The 16,152-nt window shown below is 67.6% G+C and carries 13 protein-coding genes; 11 read left to right on the top strand and 2 right to left on the bottom strand.

Annotated features, from left to right (window positions below; genetic code table 11):
• The first annotated feature begins 181 nt into the window (after positions 1-181).
• The 3 genes from FOB47_RS06800 (at position 182) to FOB47_RS06790 (ending at position 4,375) form a co-directional block, all read left to right on the top strand.
• Positions 182-1,522, top strand: coding sequence for a dicarboxylate/amino acid:cation symporter (locus FOB47_RS06800; RefSeq protein WP_174780381.1), 1,341 nt, complete (start codon positions 182-184; stop codon positions 1,520-1,522).
• Positions 1,523-1,673: 151 nt separating this feature from the next.
• Entirely contained in the window at positions 1,674-2,867 is a 1,194-nt protein-coding gene (gltS, locus tag FOB47_RS06795; RefSeq protein WP_174780380.1) for a sodium/glutamate symporter, read from the top strand.
• A gap of 14 nt (positions 2,868-2,881) precedes the next feature.
• Entirely contained in the window at positions 2,882-4,375 is a 1,494-nt protein-coding gene (locus tag FOB47_RS06790) for a TAXI family TRAP transporter solute-binding subunit (RefSeq protein ID WP_315904298.1), read from the top strand.
• 127 nt (positions 4,376-4,502) lie between these two features.
• On the opposite strand, the gene FOB47_RS06785 is transcribed toward FOB47_RS06790, so the two are convergent.
• On the bottom strand, positions 4,503-5,489 hold the full coding sequence (locus tag FOB47_RS06785; protein WP_174780378.1) for a LysR substrate-binding domain-containing protein: 987 nt from the start codon (positions 5,487-5,489) through the stop codon (positions 4,503-4,505).
• Positions 5,490-5,644: 155 nt separating this feature from the next.
• Here FOB47_RS06785 and FOB47_RS06780 point away from each other — a divergent pair, with 155 nt between their 5' ends.
• The 5 genes from FOB47_RS06780 (at position 5,645) to FOB47_RS06760 (ending at position 12,144) form a co-directional block, all read left to right on the top strand.
• Positions 5,645-6,679, top strand: coding sequence for a tripartite tricarboxylate transporter substrate binding protein (locus FOB47_RS06780; RefSeq protein WP_174780377.1), 1,035 nt, complete (start codon positions 5,645-5,647; stop codon positions 6,677-6,679).
• Between the two features lie 67 nt (positions 6,680-6,746).
• Positions 6,747-8,270 (top strand): UxaA family hydrolase, encoded by a 1,524-nt coding sequence (locus FOB47_RS06775; RefSeq protein WP_174780376.1) that lies wholly within the window; start codon positions 6,747-6,749, stop codon positions 8,268-8,270.
• Between the two features lie 34 nt (positions 8,271-8,304).
• On the top strand, positions 8,305-9,780 hold the full coding sequence (locus FOB47_RS06770) for an NAD-dependent succinate-semialdehyde dehydrogenase (protein WP_174780375.1): 1,476 nt from the start codon (positions 8,305-8,307) through the stop codon (positions 9,778-9,780).
• 83 nt (positions 9,781-9,863) lie between these two features.
• Positions 9,864-10,667 (top strand): 4-hydroxy-2-oxoheptanedioate aldolase, encoded by an 804-nt coding sequence (gene hpaI, locus FOB47_RS06765; protein ID WP_053823756.1) that lies wholly within the window; start codon positions 9,864-9,866, stop codon positions 10,665-10,667.
• A gap of 25 nt (positions 10,668-10,692) precedes the next feature.
• A complete protein-coding gene (locus FOB47_RS06760) occupies positions 10,693-12,144 on the top strand; it encodes an FAD-binding oxidoreductase (protein ID WP_174780374.1) in 1,452 nt (483 codons plus the stop codon).
• A 173-nt stretch (positions 12,145-12,317) separates the two neighbouring features.
• On the opposite strand, the gene FOB47_RS06755 is transcribed toward FOB47_RS06760, so the two are convergent.
• A complete protein-coding gene (locus tag FOB47_RS06755; protein WP_174780373.1) occupies positions 12,318-13,055 on the bottom strand; it encodes a type 1 glutamine amidotransferase domain-containing protein in 738 nt (245 codons plus the stop codon).
• Between the two features lie 130 nt (positions 13,056-13,185).
• Between FOB47_RS06755 and FOB47_RS06750 the strand changes: the two genes are divergently transcribed.
• The 3 genes from FOB47_RS06750 to FOB47_RS06740 all read left to right on the top strand — a co-directional run bounded on the left by FOB47_RS06750 (position 13,186) and on the right by FOB47_RS06740 (position 16,127).
• Entirely contained in the window at positions 13,186-13,728 is a 543-nt protein-coding gene (locus FOB47_RS06750; RefSeq protein ID WP_082371864.1) for a hypothetical protein, read from the top strand.
• A 319-nt stretch (positions 13,729-14,047) separates the two neighbouring features.
• Positions 14,048-15,073: a MurR/RpiR family transcriptional regulator gene (locus FOB47_RS06745; protein WP_174780372.1), complete on the top strand. Its 1,026-nt coding sequence runs from the start codon at positions 14,048-14,050 to the stop codon at positions 15,071-15,073.
• Positions 15,074-15,122: 49 nt separating this feature from the next.
• Positions 15,123-16,127: an isoaspartyl peptidase/L-asparaginase family protein gene (locus FOB47_RS06740; protein WP_174780371.1), complete on the top strand. Its 1,005-nt coding sequence runs from the start codon at positions 15,123-15,125 to the stop codon at positions 16,125-16,127.
• Positions 16,128-16,152: the final 25 nt, after the last annotated feature.

The following is a 16,152-nucleotide window of genomic DNA, read 5'->3' as shown; positions in this document are numbered from 1 at the left end:
TGCTCGGCGCTTCAGGATTTTTTCATTAAAAATCAAAGAGTTGTGAAAGACATTTGGCTGGCACACGCATTGCGATAGCGGCTGGTCCGGCGCCGCATCCGCTCGGCCAGGATATTTCAAGAAACTCGCCGCCGCGTGCCCCTGCATGGCGCCCGGCAGCCCATTGGCAGGGGACACCCGCATGATCGACACCCACACCGCCGCGGCCACGGCCGCGCAGCCTCGTCCGTTCTATCGCCATCTGTACGTGCAGGTGCTGGTCGCCATCGTCGCCGGCATCGCGCTGGGCCACTACTGGCCCGATCTCGGCTCGAGCATGAAGCCGCTGGGCGACGGCTTCATCAAGCTGGTCAAGATGATCATCGCGCCGGTGATCTTCCTGACCGTGGTCACCGGCATCGCCGGCATGTCGGACCTGAAGAAGGTCGGCCGCGTCGCCGGCAAGGCGATGATCTACTTCCTGACGTTCTCGACGCTGGCACTGGCCGTCGGCATGATCGTCGGCAACGTGGTCCAGCCCGGCCACGGCCTGCACATCGACCCGGCCTCGCTCGATTCGAACGCGGTGTCCGGCTATGTCGCCAAGGCGCACGATTCGACGATCACCGGCTTCCTGATGAACATCATCCCGACCACGGTGCTCAGCCCGATGGTCAATGGCGACATCCTGCAGGTGCTGTTCGTCGCGGTGCTGTTCGGCATCTCGCTGGCGCTGGTCGGCGAGCGTGGCAAGCCGGTGGTCGATTTCCTGCAGGCGGTCACGCTGCCGGTGTTCCGCCTGGTGTCGATCCTGATGAAGGTCGCGCCGATCGGCGCGTTCGGCGCGATGTCGTTCACCATCGGCAAGTACGGCATCAAGTCGGTGGCCAACCTGGCGATGCTGGTCGGCACCTTCTATCTGACCTCGCTGCTGTTCGTGCTGATCGTGCTGGGCCTGGTGGCGCGCTACAACGGCTTCTCGATCGTCAAGCTGATCCGCTATATCCGCGAGGAACTGCTGCTGGTGCTGGGCACCAGCTCGTCGGAAGCCGCGCTGCCGACGCTGATGCAGAAGATGGAGCGGGCCGGCTGCGCCAAGTCGGTGGTCGGCCTGGTCGTGCCGACCGGCTATTCGTTCAACCTGGACGGCACCAATATCTACATGACGATGGCCGCGCTGTTCATCGCGCAGGCCTGCGACATCCACCTGTCGTTCGGCGATCAGGTCCTGCTGCTGCTGGTCGCGATGCTCAGCTCCAAGGGCGCGGCCGGCGTGACCGGCGCGGGCTTCATCACGCTGGCTGCCACCTTGGCCGTGGTGCCGTCGGTGCCTGTCGCGGGCATGGCGCTGATCCTTGGCGTCGACCGCTTCATGTCGGAATGCCGCGCGCTGACCAATCTGGTCGGCAACGCGACCGCCGCGATCGTCGTCGCGCGCTGGGAAGGCGAGCTGGACAAGGATCAGCTGCGCAAGGCGATGGCAGGCGAAGCGATGGCGCCGGCGGCGCCGGGCACGCCCGAGCTGACGCAGTCGGCGGCGTAGCCTTCCGTCGCGCTTGCACGAATGCCGGACGCGCTCGATCGCGTCCGGCATTTTTTTTGCGCATTGCGGTTCGCATTTGTCGCGTCTATGCTGGCATAGATCCATACGCGTCACTTTTCCGCCGGTACCGGCGGGCAAGGATGGGAATCCGATGCAGATTCGCCTCGATCCGGTCGCCTCGGTGCTGATCGCCGTGCTGGTCCTGCTGCTCGGTACGCTGATCAATCGCCGCGTCGGCTTTCTGTCGCGCTACAACATTCCCGATCCGATCACCGGCGGTGTCCTGTTTGCCGCCGCCGCGGCGATCGCGGCCGCGCTGTTCGAGTTTCGCGTCGTCATCGACGCCGCCATCAAGCCCGTGCTGCTGCTGATGTTCTTCGCCGGCGTCGGCATGGGCGCCGACCTGCGGGCGCTCAAGCAGGGCGGCAAGGCGCTGGTCATCTTCCTGATCGTGCTGTTTCCCTATATCGCAGTACAGAACATCGTCGGCGTCGGCATGGCCAAGGCCATGGACCTGCATCCGATCTTCGGGCTCGTCGGCGGTTCGATCACGCTGGTCGGCGGACACGGCACCGGCGCGGCCTATGCCGAACGCTTCGCCGAGATCAACAATCTGCAGTCGGTGATGGAGCTGTCGATGACGGTGGCGACGATCGGCCTGATCGTCGGCGGCATCATCGCGGGGCCGGTCGCGCAGTACCTGATCTCGCGATATCGGCTGCGTTCGCAGGGCGAGGACGAGGCGAGCGTCGAGGCCGAAGCCCTCGGCTTTCCGATCACGACGGTGGCCGCGGTCGGCGCGCTGGGCGGCATCCTGGTGGCGGTAGTGGTCGGACGCTGGCTTGCCTCGTTGTTCTCGGGCCAGGCCATCACGATCCCCGGCTTCCTGTGGTGCATGCTGACCGGCATTGCGATCCGGAACCTGCTGCCGCTGGCCGGCGTCCGCTTCGACGACCGGCCGGCGGAGCTGATCTCCACTGTCAGCCTGTCGCTGTTCCTAGTGATGACGATGATGGCGCTCGACCTGGTCGACGTCGCGCTGTCGGCGGGGCCCTTCATCGCGATCATCGCGATGCAGGTGGTGTTCATCGTCCTCTACGTCGTGCTGGTCTGCTTCCGCTTCATGGGGCGCGACTACGAGGCCGCGGTGCTGTCGGCCGCCTTCATCGGCTTCAACATGGGCTCGACCGCTACCGCGATGGCCAATATGCAGGCCATCACCGCGAAACATGGGCCGGCACCGAAGAGTTTCGTGGTGGCGCCGCTGGCCGGCGCCTTCTTCGTCGACATCATGAATGCCTTCGTGCTGACGCTGATGCTGGCGATGCCGCTGATGGGAGGCTGATCGTGCGCCGCCTGTTGTCCGCCCTGTTTGTCCTGATCGTCGCGTCGCTGCTGGCGGGATGCGAACGCGGCCCGGACGCCGGCGCGCTGCGCAAGGACGTCGCCGCGCGGCTGGCGCAGGCGCTGCCCCCGGGAACGGTCGAGCTGGCGGAACTGCGGCGGCAAGGCTCGCAAACCGATCGGCGCGGACCGCCCGGCGAAGCCCGGCGCGTCGTCTACTTCGACGCGGAGCTGAAGCTGACGCGCGACTTCGACTTCGGTGCATGGGATGCGCCCGGCGTGGCCGGCCTGATCTCGGCGCTCGGTGCGGCGCCGAAGGGCGTGCAGGGCATCGCGCTGGGCGGCAACAAGGCGGGCGACATCATTCGTGCGCACGGCGCCGCGGTGTACCGCGAAGAGGGTGGCCGATGGATGCCGGTGGTGTCGGGCGGCTATCGCCCCGTCACGGCGCCCGCGTATGCGGGCAGCGCCCCGCAGGGCGCGGCGGCGATGCTCGAAGCGGTCCGCCGCATCGTCGAATCCGTGCCGGCCGAGTCCTCGCCCGAACAGCACGCGATGATCGCACAGGAACTTGCCGCTGCGCATGCCAGCATCCGCGCGCGGCTTGCCCGCGCCAACCAGGGCTATCCGCTGGCGGCGGGCGCGGAGGGCGGGCAGTACCTGCGTTTTGCCCAGGCGCTGGCGGCCAATCCCGGCGCCAGGGTAGTGCCGCTGGTCACGAAGGGCGGCGACGAGAACCTGCGCATGCTGCGCCAGGGCAAGGCCTCGCTGGCGTTGGCACAGGCCGACGCGGCGCTCGACGCCTACCGCGGCGACGGCGACTTCGCCGCCGATGGACCGTTCACGTCGCTGCGCGCGATCGGCAGCCTGTATCCGGAGGCCGTCCATGTTCTCGTTCGCGCCGATGCGGCCGTCAAGACGGTGGCGGACCTGCGCGGCAAGCGTGTCGCCATTGGCGAGAAGGGCGGCGCGTCGCAGCGCACGGCCCTGCGAGTCCTGGCCGCGCACGGCCTGAAGTCGGCGGATTTTGCGGGACACGAGCTGGGCATCAACGCCTCGCTGGTGGCGCTGCGGCAGGGCGAGGTCGACGCCGTGATCCAGATCATCGGCGTGCCATCGGAAAGCATTCGTGACGCGCTGGCCGCGATTCCGCTGCGCCTGCTTCCGCTCGGCGAGAAGGCCGCCGCCGCGCTGGCCGATTCCGGCCGTGGTTATTTGCGATATACGGTGCCCGCCGGCACCTATGCAAACCAGACCGACGGCGTGGCAACCGTGGCCGTCGCCGCGCAGTTGCTGGTGGCCGCCGATCTGTCCGAAGCCGAGGTCGGCGCGATCGCGCGCAACGTCTATGCGCCCGGCGCTGACTTCACCGCGCGTGGCAGCGCGCAAGGCGCGCAGATCTCGCCGGCCAACGCGGCGCAGGGGCTGTCGGTGCCCCAGCATCTGGCCGCGGCCCGCGCCATCGAGGCGCTTACCAAGGGCGGCGTGCCAGCAGGGAAGGGCCGGTGACTATTCGCGTTCTGGAAGCGAGGTGCCGGAGCGGCGTGTCTGTCGTCGGGACAGTGGCGCACACACCGTTATCGAACGTCGGCAAATTCGGGGAAATTGCCGACGTTTGATAACACCTCAACGGAACTCATTTTCCCTGTCGTACACCTCGCCGCCGCGGGGCTTCACCCGTCCCCATCTCCGCCGCCGCCAACCGCAAACAATCCACCAGATGGTCCGCGCTGGCGCCCAGTCCGGCTTCGCGCGAGGCGCGCAGCGTGATGATTCCCACCGGCGGCAATTCGATCGGCACGGCGATCTTTACGATGTCGAGCCTGCCTTCGCTGGCGAATTGCCTTGCCACCGAGCGTGCCAGGAAGCCGACCGCGTCGCGCTGCGTAACGAAGGTCGAGACCGCGAGATAGGATGAGGTCTCGATCCGGTCCGATGGCGGCTCCAGGCCCTGCGCGAGGAACGCCTGCTCCAGCTTGACGCGCAGCGAGGCCCACGGTGGCGGCATCACGCATGGCAGCTTCGCCAGGTCCGCCCAGCCGGCCCTGCGCTTGCCGGCGAGGGGATGTCCAGGCCGGACCACGGCCACCATCGGCTCGTTGTAAAGGGCCTCGGTTGCAAGGTCCGGCGCCGCATAGCCCGGCTCGAGCCGGCCCACGATCAGGTCGAGCTCGGACAGGCGCAGCTTCGGCAGCAGGTGCGTCAGATCGCCTTCCTCGATCAGCACGGTGGCCTGCGCGGAGCGCGCCTTCAGCCGGGCGGTGGCGCGTGCCAGCAGCACCGGCAGCGCGGCGCCCATTGCGCCGACGCGCACGCGGCCGGCCGCGCCCGTGTCGACAGCCTCGATCTCCTCGCGCGTGCGATCGTATTGCGCCAGCACGCGGCGCGAGAAGCGGATCAGCGCTTCGCCGGCCGCGGTCGGTTCGGTGCCGCGGGTCGAGCGGGAGAACAGCACCAGGCCGAGCATCTTCTCGACCTCGGTCAGCGTCTTGGACACCGCGGGCTGGCTGATCGACAGGAATTCGGCGGTCTTGCCGAGATGGCGGAACTCGTCGAGCGCCACCAGCAACTGCAGATGGCGTAGCTTGATATTGGAGCGCAGCGCGCGGTCGATATGGGGCATGGCGCGCAGTCTACCTCGCGGCCTACTTAACGGGAAGGTTATCAAGCAATGACGATATTGGATTGGATCGTTATGTCATGACCGGACACAATGCCGCCCATGGCGTTGCCTCGATGCACGCCGGCCACCACCGATAACACAGTGCGAGGACGACAATGAACCAGGGTTCCCCCACCAATCCCGCGCGCCGCCGCCTGATCCTCGGCGCCAGCGCCGGTGTTGCCACGGCCGCCGCTGCGGCGGCCACCGGTACCGCCGGCATGCTGCTGGCCCGGAGCGCCAGCGCCGCAACCTATCCCGACCGCCCGATCACCTTCATCTGCCCGTGGCCGGTCGGCGGCACCGCCGACCAGTCGATGCGCGCGCTGTGCCAGGTCGCCTCCGGCATCCTCAAGCAGTCGATCGTGGTCGAAAACCGCGCCGGCGCCTCGGGCATGATCGGCACCCGCGCACTGGCGCGGGCCAAGCCCGATGGCTACACGATCGGCCAGATCCCGATCTCGGTCACGCGCTTCTCGCAGCTCGGCATGCTGGAGATCGACCCGCGCACGGAGCTGACCTATCTGGCACGTACCTCGGGCCAGACCTTCGGCATCGCGGTACCGGCCGGCTCGTCCTACAAGACGCTGCAGGATGTCGTCGCCGCGGCCAAGGCCAATCCGGGCAAGCTGACCTATGCCCACGCCGGCATCGGCGGTGCAACCCATGTTGGCATGGAGCAGTTCGCGCTGGCCGCCGGCGTGCGCTTCAACGCGATCGCCTACAAGGGCGGCTCGGCGGCGCTGCAGGACGTGCTCGGCGGTCAGGTCGACCTGCTGGCCGATTCCAGCTCGTGGGCCCCGCATGTCGAATCCGGCAAGCTGCGTCTGCTGGCGACCTGGGGCGAGCAGCGCACGCCGCGCTTCAAGGACACGCCGACGCTGCGCGAGCTCGGCTACGACGTCGTGGTGGAGGCACCCAACGGCATCGGCGCACCGAAGGGACTGGACCCAGCGATCGAGAAGCAGCTGCGCGACGCCTTCCGCGCCGCGGTGGCCAGCAAGGAATTCAGACAGGTCGCCGCGCGCATCGACGCACCCGTCATGTATCTGGACGGGCCCGACTACAAGAAGTACGTGGCGGCGGTCTACGAGCAGGAAACCCAGCTGATCCAGCGCCTGAAGCTGAAGGAAATGCTGCAGCAGAGCTGATCCCTTCAGCGCCGATGTGCCTGGCGCAGACCACCATCGCCCTCGCCAACCACAGGAATTGTTCGACGTGAACGTCAATGCCGTCATCCGCCTGCACGCCAACGACAACGTGCTGATCGCCCGCCAGGAGCTGGCGCTGGGACAGCCGCTGCCCGAGCTTGGCGTGCGGGCGCGGGCCCAGGTGCCTGCCGGCCACAAGATCGCCGCGTGCGCGATCACGAAGGGCGAGCCGGTGCGCAAGTACGACACCGTGATCGGCGTGGCCGATCGCGATATCGCGCCGGGGGAGCACGTGCATTCGCACAACCTGAAGCTGGTCGACTTCTATCGCGATCCCGCCTTCTGCAGCGATGTGCGGCCGATCGACTATGTGCCCGAGGCCGAACGCGCGGCCTTCCAGGGCTTCGTGCGCGCGGACGGCCGCGTCGGCACGCGCAACTTCATCGGCATCCTGTCGTCGGTCAATTGTTCGGCCACGGTGATCCGGCATATCGCCGACCATTTCACGCGGGAGCGGCTGGCGGCCTATCCGAACGTCGATGGCGTGGTGGCGTTCGCTCATGGCACCGGTTGCGGCATGTCGTCGCCGAGCGAGCATTTCGATCTGCTTCGCCGCACGCTGGCCGGCTATGCGCGCCATCCGAATCTGGCCGGCGTGCTGATCGTGGGCCTGGGCTGCGAACGCAATCAGGTCGCGTCGCTGGTCGAGTCGCAGCAGCTGGAGCCCGGCAACCATCTGCATACGATGGTGATGCAGGACACCGGCGGCACGCGCGAGACCATCGCCGCCGGCATCCGGGCGATCGAATCGATGCTGCCGGCCGCAAATGCCGCGAGACGTCAGCGGGTTCCCGCCAGCCATCTGAAGATCGGCCTCGAATGCGGCGGCTCGGACGGGTTCTCCGGCATCACCGCCAATCCCGCGTTGGGCGCCGCGATGGATATCCTGGTACGCCACGGCGGCACCGCGATCCTGTCCGAAACGCCCGAGATTCACGGCGTCGAATACATGCTGACGCGCCGCGCCGTCACGCCCGAGGTCGGCCAGAAGCTGCTCGACCGGCTGGCCTGGTGGGAGCGCTATACCGCCGGCCACAACGCGCAGTTCAACGGTGTGGTCGGCCACGGCAACCAGCAGGGCGGCCTTGCCAATATCTTCGAGAAATCGCTGGGCTCGGCAATGAAGGGCGGCACCACGCCGCTGCAGGCCGTGTACCAGTATGCCGAGCCGATCGACAAGGCCGGCTTCGTCTTCATGGATTCGCCCGGTTATGACCCGGTCGCGGTGACCGGCCAGATCGCCAGCGGCGCCAACCTGATCTGCTTCACCACCGGCCGCGGCTCGATGTTCGGCTCCAAGCCCGCGCCGACGATCAAGCTGGCGTCCAATACGCCGATGTACCGGCGCCTCGCCGACGACATGGACATCAACTGCGGCGTCATCGTCGACGGCGAACTGACCGTCGCCGAAATGGGGCAGCGCATCTTCGAACATATCCTGCGCGTCGCCTCCGGCGAGAAGACCCGCAGCGAGCTGCTCGGTCTCGGCGACAACGAGTTCGTGCCCTGGCATATGGGCATCGTCAGCTGACCCGCCGCATCCTTTCTAGGACCACCATCGCATCATGTCCCTGCAGCTTTCCCATGCCGCGCTGCTGCGCGGCCAGAACCTGATCGGCGCCCACTGGCAGCCAGCCGCGGCCGGCGGCCGCCTCGATGTCACCAATCCCGCGAACGGAGCGACGTTGACGCAGGTCGCGGACAGCGGGGCCGACGATGCGCGCCGCGCCGCCGATGCCGCCCACGCCGCCTTCGCCGGCTGGAGCCGCCGCCCGGCGAAGGAGCGCGCGCAGCTGCTGCAGCGCTGGCACGCGCTGATCCTCGAGCACCAGGAAGACCTGGCCCGCATCATCTCGGCGGAGCAGGGCAAGCCGATGCACGAGAGCCGCGGCGAGGTACAGTACGGCGCCTCGTATGTCGAATGGTTCGCGGCCGAGGCGGTCCGGATCTGCGGCGACATCGTGGCTGAGGCCGTGCCGGGCCGCAAGCTGCTGGTGCTGAAGGAACCGGTCGGCGTGGTGGCGGCGATCACGCCGTGGAACTTCCCGCTGGCGATGATCGCGCGCAAGATCGCGCCGGCACTGGCGGCAGGCTGCACCGTGGTCGCCAAGCCGGCCGAGGACACGCCGCTGACCGCGCTGGCGCTGGTCTATCTGGCCGAGCTCGCCGGCGTGCCGCCGGGCGTGCTGAACATCGTCACCGCATCGCGGGAACGCACGCCCGAGGTGGTCGACGTCTGGCTCGACGACAGCCGCGTGCGCAAGATCACCTTCACCGGCTCGACGCCGGTCGGCAAACACCTGGCGCGCGAGTCCGCCGCGACGCTGAAGAAGCTGTCGCTGGAGCTCGGCGGCAACGCGCCGTTCCTCGTGTTCGAGGACGCCGACCTCGATGCCGCGGTCGAAGGGCTGATGGCTTCGAAGTTCCGCAATGGCGGCCAGACCTGCGTCTGTCCCAATCGCATCTACGTGCACGAGGCCGTTCACGACGATTTCGTCGAGCGGCTGGCGCGGCGCGTCGGAGCGCTGAAGGTCGGGCCGGCCAGCGAGGCGGGCTCGCAGATCGGCCCGATGATCAATGCGCGCGCGGTCGACAAGATCGCCCGACACGTCGTAGATGCGGTGGCAAAGGGCGCGCGCGTCGTCACGGGTGGCAAGCGCGTGCGTACCGAGGACGGTCCGCATTACTACGCGCCCACCGTGCTGACCGGCGCCACGCCGCAAATGGCATTGTCTTGCGAGGAGACCTTTGGCCCGGTCGCGCCGATCTTCCGTTTCGCCAGCGAGGACGAGGTGATCGGCCACGCCAACGACACGCCGTTCGGCCTCGCGGCCTACTTCTATTCGAACGATGTGCGCCGCATCTGGCGCGTCGCGCAGGCGCTGGAGACCGGCATCGTCGGCATCAACGAAGGCGCCATCGCGGCCGAGGCGGCGCCGTTTGGCGGCGTCAAGGAATCCGGCTATGGCCGCGAGGGCTCGCGCCACGGACTGGACGATTACCTGCATTTGAAGTATTTGTGCCAGGGCCAGCTGGACTGAGCCCAGCCCTGCAAGGCAGTACCATGCCGCACCAGGCCAGTCCCCAGGTCCATCGAACCCGCATCGCTCTGACAGGATCCGTCATGCCCGCATCCAATCCCTTCAAGACCGCATTGGCCGCCCGCCGGCCGCAAATCGGCCTGTGGCTGTCGATGGCCGAGCCGTATCTGGCCGAGGTCGCGGCCACGGCCGGCTTCGACTGGCTGCTGATCGACGGCGAGCACGCCCCCAACGATGTGCGCAGCATCCTGGCCCAGCTGCAGGCGGTCTCCGCCTATCGGAGCGCGCCGGTGGTGCGCGCGGTGGCGGGCGACGTCCCGCTGATCAAGCAGCTGCTCGATATCGGCGCGACCACGCTGTTGGTGCCGATGGTCGATACCGCCGAGCAGGCGCGCATGCTGGTCAGCGCCACGCGCTATCCGCCGCAAGGCATCCGCGGGGTCGGCAGCGCCGTGGCGCGCGCCTCGCGCTGGAGTGGCCGGACCGACTATCTCGATGTCGCCGACGACGAGGTGTGCCTGCTGGTGCAGGCAGAGACCGTGACCGCGCTGGCGAATCTGCAGGAGATCTGCGCGGTCGACGGCATCGACGGCGTCTTTATCGGCCCGGCCGACCTGGCGGCGTCGATGGGCCATCGCGGCAATCCCGGCCACCCGGAGGTGCAGGCCGCGATCGAGAACGCGATGCGCACGATCGTCGCCAGCGGCAAGGCGGCCGGCACGCTGACGTCCGATGCCGGACTGGCGCGGCGCTATCTGGAGCTGGGCTGCACCTTCGTCGCCACCGGCGTCGACGTGCTGCTGTTCGCCAAGGCCGCGCGCCAGCTGGCCGCGTCTTTCCGCGAGAACGGCGCCGTCCCCGCACAACAGTCCTCCGCTGCCTACTGAACGCTTTTTCCGGTTTCTCCGCACCATGTCCCTGGATAGTTCCACCCGCGACGCCACGCTGCGCGCCCTGCAAGCCATCGTCGGCGACAACGCCTGCCTCGTTGCCGATGCCGATACCGAGAGCTATGTCACCGACTACCGGCGCATCAGCCGCGGCAAGGCCAGCGTGGTGGTGCTGCCGTCGAGCACCGGGCAGGTCGCCGCGGTGATGGCGTGGTGCGATGCGCACGGCGTGCCCGTGGTGCCGCAGGGCGGCAATACCTCGTTGATGGGCGGTGCGGTGCCGGACACGCGCGGCGATGCCGTGGTGCTGAACCTCAGCCGCATGAACCAGGTGCTGGCGATCGATACGGTCAACGACACGCTGACCGTGCAGGCCGGCGTGACGCTGGCCGCCGCACGCGCCGCGGCGGAAGAGGCCGGACGCCTGTTCCCGCTGCGCATTGGCTCCGAAGGCTCGTGCCAGATCGGCGGCAATCTGTCGACCAACGCCGGCGGCACCGCGGTGCTGCGCTACGGCAATATGCGGGACCTGGTGCTCGGCATCGAGGCGGTGCTGCCCGACGGGCGCATCTACTCGTCGCTGCGCGGCCTGCGCAAGGACAACACCGGCTACGACCTGAAACACCTGTTCATCGGTGCCGAAGGGACCTTGGGCATCATCACCGCCGCGGTACTGAAGCTGATGCCGCAGCCGCGTGCGAACGCGGTCGCCTTCGTTGCGGTCGCATCGCCGGACGCGGCCGTGCGCCTGCTCGGCGAGGCCAAGCGGCTGTCGGGCGGAGCCGTCACGGCCTTCGAGCTGATCTCGGGCCCGGCGCTCGACCTGGTGCTCGACTATCTGGGCAACGTCGCTTCGCCGCTGGCGCAGCGGCACGACTGGATGGTGCTGATCGAGCTGAGTTCCGGCGCGGATGCCGCCAGCCTCGAAGCGACGCTGCTCGAAATCCTTGAAAGCGGCTACGAACAGCAACTGGTGCACGACGCCGCGATCGCGGCCAGTGTCGCCGACGCGCAGACCTTCTGGCGCATCCGCGAGGAAATCTCCGATGCGCAGACACGTACCGGCGGCAGCATCAAGTGCGATGTGTCGGTGCCGCTGTCGCGCATCGCGGGCTTCGTCGACGAGGCCTCGCGCCGCGTGCTGGAGCTGGTGCCCGATGCCCGCATGGTGATCTACGGCCATATGGGCGACGGCAACGTCCACTTCAATCCGCTGCGGCCGAAGGACGCCGATGCCAAGGGCTTCCTCGCGCAGTGGTACAAGCCGGTATCCGATCTGGTCGACGGCCTCGCCCACGGCGAAGGCGGCTCGATTTCGGCCGAGCACGGCATCGGCGCCGTCAAGCGCGACGATCTGCGGCGCTACAAGTCGCAGGTCGAGCTCGAGCTGATGTGGCAGGTCAAGCGGGCGCTGGACCCGAAGAACCTGATGAATCCGGGCCGGGTGTTGCCGGCGATGGGGGAGGGCGGCTGACCGTTCGGGCCGCCGCCCGGGCAGTCACTCGGCAATTCAAGCCGGCATGCTCCAGCCGGCACGTTCGGGCCGGCACGGTCAGGCCGGCACGCTCAGGCCGGCACGCTCAGGCCGGCACGCTCAGGCCGGCACGCTCAGGCCGGCACGTCAGGCCGGCACGTCAGGCCGGCACGTCAGGCCGGCTCGGCCGCCGGCTCCGACAACCGCATCGTGCGCAGCACGGCCTTGGCGACGCCATACGCACTACCGGGGTTCTGTCCGGTAATCAGGCGCCCGTCCTCGACCACATAGGGCGCAAACGGCAGCATCGCCTTGCTGTATTGCGCGCCGCGCTTGCCCAGCTCCTGCTCGAGCCCGAACGGCACGGCGAAGTCGCGCTTGGCCATGATCTCCTCGTTCCACGAGAAGCCGGTCACGCGCTTGCCCTGCACCAGCAGCTCGCCATTGCCGAGCCTGACGTCCAGCAGGCCGGCCGGGCCGTGGCACACCGCCGCCACCACGCGGCCCTGCTCGTACATCGCCGCGATCAGCCGCGCCAGCGGCTCGCAGCCCGGGAAGTCGAACATCACGCCATGCCCGCCGGTCAGGTAGATGGCATCGAACTCGCCCGGATCGACCGACGCCACGTTCACCGTGTCGTTCAGCACGTCCATGAAGATCCGGTCCTCATAGCGTTTGAAAACACTGCTGCGCATGCCGGCACTTCGTGCAAGTTCCGACAGCATCAGGCTCTCGGGATCGATCGGGATCTTGCCGCCCGACGGGGACGCCAGCTGCAGCGTATGGCCCGCTTCCTCGGCCACATCCCAGAAGTGCGTCAGTTCGCTGAGCCACAGGCCGGTACGAAAGCCCACTTTTTGGTACTGGTCGACGTTGGTCGCGACCACCAGGATTCGGCGTTGCGCTGGCATGGGTGCCTCCTGCTTTTCGGGGAAGTTCGAAAGCTGCAAGAAGCGTTCCGCATGGCAAGCGATACGGTAGCGCTTGTCCGAGAATCGCCGCTTTGTGCCTCGTTCAAGGGGCGACTGCAAGGACCAGCTCGTGGCACGACCTTACTTCCCGCCTGCAGCGGTCGAGGGCGAGATCATCGATTTTGCACACCTGGAGCCGTTCAATTTGGAAGTTGAAAGCGGCCTCGCCAAGAAGACGCTTCGCATGCGCGTCACCTTTTCGAATCATTGCTTCACGAAAAGGTGCCTGGATGCGGCGCCCGACTTCAAACAACCCATCTTCGACGGCAACACGCACCGGCCACGTGTCTTTTGCCCGGTGCGCTATCGTCTGTCTCGGAAGCTTCCCAGCGTGATTCTTGGGCTAAATCATCCGAAGGCAAAAGTCTGGCAAACATCGTCACGGCGTAACTGGGCGTACTCGATGACCGTCCAGGACCCCAAAGGTCCATATCATGTCTTCTTTGAGGTCCGTCGAGCCTTGGGCGAGCGGAGGCGGTCCCAGGACCTGAATCTGATCGTGGAGAGTGCCTACCACCAGACCGAACGGGCGCCAGTCTTCCTTGGTTCCATAGGCTTTGTCTTGCTGTGTGGAAAGGTGTATCTGGGTCACCCGGTGGCCACCAAAAGATAAGCCGACAATAAAAAAGGCGCCACTGGGGCGCCTTTCTGTACAGCAGATCCGGACACCACTTTCGACTCGCCTTGCGCGGGTACGGCTTTCGCCGCTGGGAAGCGCTCGATCTCATCCGGTCAGTCGCTTCGATCCAGGCAATCTAAACGAGTTGGACAGCACAGTCAATGACAGCAGGGAGCGAAGCCGCCGAATAGATACGGGTAAACCCTTTCTCTCGTAAACTCTATTTTCATGGCACAGCTATTGCGTGTAAATTTGTTTACATCGATAGCCGTTCGCCGGATGCACCAATTTGCGTCCGGCCCACCGCAGAGCCATGACCGTTTCCCGTTCGGACCCGGCTGCCAGGCCGGCCGATTCCGTGGCAGACCCGGCGCCGGAGACCACCGTCTCCCAGCGCATTGCGAAGGTATTCCCGTCGCTGACGCCGGCGCACCAGCGCATGGCGGACTACGTGCTGGCGAACCCGTTCCGCGCGGCGACGATGCGGATCGACGAGTTTGCGCAGGCGGTGCAGGTGTCGGTGGCGACGGCAAACCGCTTCGCGCATGCGTTGGGCTTCGACGGTTACCCGCAATTTCGCGCCGAACTGGTGCGCGGGTTCGAGGCCACGCTGGCGCCGGTCGAGAAGCTGCGCACCGAACTGGAGCGCCCGGCGACGATCACCGAGATCATCGCTGCCTCGCTGGAAGAGAACGAGCGCAACCTGCAGGCCACGCGCCGCGCGCTCGATGCCGATGCCTGCGAACGCGCGGTGACGGCGATCCTCGAGGCCGAGCATGTCTATGTGCTCGGCTTCGGCGCGAGCGGCTATCTGGCCGGGCTGCTGCAGCATGGGCTCGACATGTACTGCCGCACGGTGATCACGGTCGCCGGCGTCGGCGGCGCGTCGACCGCGGCGCGGCAGCTGTTCAAGCTGACCAGCCGCGACCTGGTGATTCCGATCGCCTTTCCCCGCTATGTCTATGACAGCGTCGCGCTGACCGAGCGGGCCCGCGCCCACGGCGCACGCATTCTGGCGCTGACCGACGGCCCGACCTCGCCGCTGGCGCCCTTTGCCGATATCGCGCTGTATGTCAGCGCCGGCCGGCAGTTGTCGGCCAACTCCGACGCGGCGGTGCTGGCGATGATCGAGGCGCTGTGCGGTGCGGTCGCGCACCGCGCCACCGGTTCGGTCAAGGCCGCCGCCGACATGACCGAATTCGTGCTGCCCTGGCTGCATCAGACTCACGCGCGCGGCGACTCCGGCCGCACCGCCGCGGCCAGCGACACCCAGTCCAGGCCCCGTCCGGGGTCCGGCAAGGCGCCACGGCGCCGGCGTCCGGACACCGGCACCGAATAATGCTCCCGAGCCTTCCCGAGTTGCCTGCCGCGCAGGCCGACCAAGCAATATGAACGTAGACCGATCGACCTCCAAGCCCACGCCCGTGATCGCCATCCATGGCGGGGCCGGCACCATTACCCGCGCCGCGATGGACGCGGACAAGGAAGCGCAGTACATCGCCGCGCTCGAACAGGCCCTGCGCGCGGGCCAGCGCCTGCTGGCCGATGGCGCCAGCGCCGTCGATGCGGTGACCGAAGCGGTGCGGCTGCTGGAGGACTGCCCGCTGTTCAATGCCGGCAAGGGCGCCGTGCTGACCAACGCGGGCACCTATGAGCTCGACGCCGCGGTGATGGACGGCGCCACGCGCGACGCGGGCGCGGTCGCCTGTGTCAAGCGGCTGCGCAATCCGGTGCTGGCGGCGCGCGTCGTGATGGAACGCAGCGAGCATGTGCTGTTCGCCGCCGATGGCGCGGAGGCGTTCGCGCAGGCACAGGGCCTGCCGCTGGTCGAAGCGGACTACTACTACACGCCGGAGCGCCACGCGCAATGGCAACGCGCCCGCGCGGGCAACGGCATGGCCCTGCTGGATCACGATGCCGCCGCGCTCGCCGCGCGCGCCAATGCCGACGAGGCGGGCGGCGAGCCCCTCGATCCGGGTACCAAGTTCGGCACCGTCGGCGCGGTCGCGCTCGACAGCCAGGGCAGGCTTGCCGCGGCCACGTCCACCGGCGGCATCACCAACAAGCAGCTCGGCCGCGTCGGCGATACGCCGGTGATCGGCGCCGGCTGCTATGCCGACGAACTGGTGGCGGTGTCGACCACCGGTACTGGAGAGATGTTCATCCGCGCGGTGGCTGCCTACGACATCTCGGCGCGGATGCGCTATGCCGGCAGCTCGCTGGAAGCGGCAACGCATGCCGTGGTGATGCAGAGCCTGCCGGCGATCCAGGGCCGGGGCGGGCTGGTGGCGATCGACGCGGCCGGCAATGTCGCGCTGCCGTTCAATACCGAAGGCATGTACCGCGGCCATGCGCGCGTCGGCGAGCCGATCCATGTGGCGATCTACCGCTGACCCCATGCCCGCAGGTTTCGAGGAA

It is taken from the genome of Cupriavidus gilardii (genome assembly GCF_013347325.1).
Classification (GTDB): domain Bacteria; phylum Pseudomonadota; class Gammaproteobacteria; order Burkholderiales; family Burkholderiaceae; genus Cupriavidus; species Cupriavidus gilardii.
Note: the sequence above shows the minus strand (reverse complement) of the source record. Positions and strands in the feature narration are given on the sequence as shown.

Excerpts from the sequence above, each read along its gene's own strand:
- FOB47_RS06800 (WP_174780381.1), top strand. The coding sequence starts at position 182 with ATGATCGACACCCACACCGCCGCGGCCACGGCCGCGCAGCCTCGTCCG.
- gltS (WP_174780380.1), top strand. The coding sequence starts at position 1,674 with ATGCAGATTCGCCTCGATCCGGTCGCCTCGGTGCTGATCGCCGTGCTG.
- FOB47_RS06785 (WP_174780378.1), bottom strand. The coding sequence starts at position 5,489 with ATGCCCCATATCGACCGCGCGCTGCGCTCCAATATCAAGCTACGCCAT.
- FOB47_RS06780 (WP_174780377.1), top strand. The coding sequence starts at position 5,645 with ATGAACCAGGGTTCCCCCACCAATCCCGCGCGCCGCCGCCTGATCCTC.
- FOB47_RS06770 (WP_174780375.1), top strand. The coding sequence starts at position 8,305 with ATGTCCCTGCAGCTTTCCCATGCCGCGCTGCTGCGCGGCCAGAACCTG.
- hpaI (WP_053823756.1), top strand. The coding sequence starts at position 9,864 with ATGCCCGCATCCAATCCCTTCAAGACCGCATTGGCCGCCCGCCGGCCG.
- FOB47_RS06760 (WP_174780374.1), top strand. The coding sequence starts at position 10,693 with ATGTCCCTGGATAGTTCCACCCGCGACGCCACGCTGCGCGCCCTGCAA.
- FOB47_RS06755 (WP_174780373.1), bottom strand. The coding sequence starts at position 13,055 with ATGCCAGCGCAACGCCGAATCCTGGTGGTCGCGACCAACGTCGACCAG.
- FOB47_RS06745 (WP_174780372.1), top strand. The coding sequence starts at position 14,048 with ATGACCGTTTCCCGTTCGGACCCGGCTGCCAGGCCGGCCGATTCCGTG.
- FOB47_RS06740 (WP_174780371.1), top strand. The coding sequence starts at position 15,123 with ATGAACGTAGACCGATCGACCTCCAAGCCCACGCCCGTGATCGCCATC.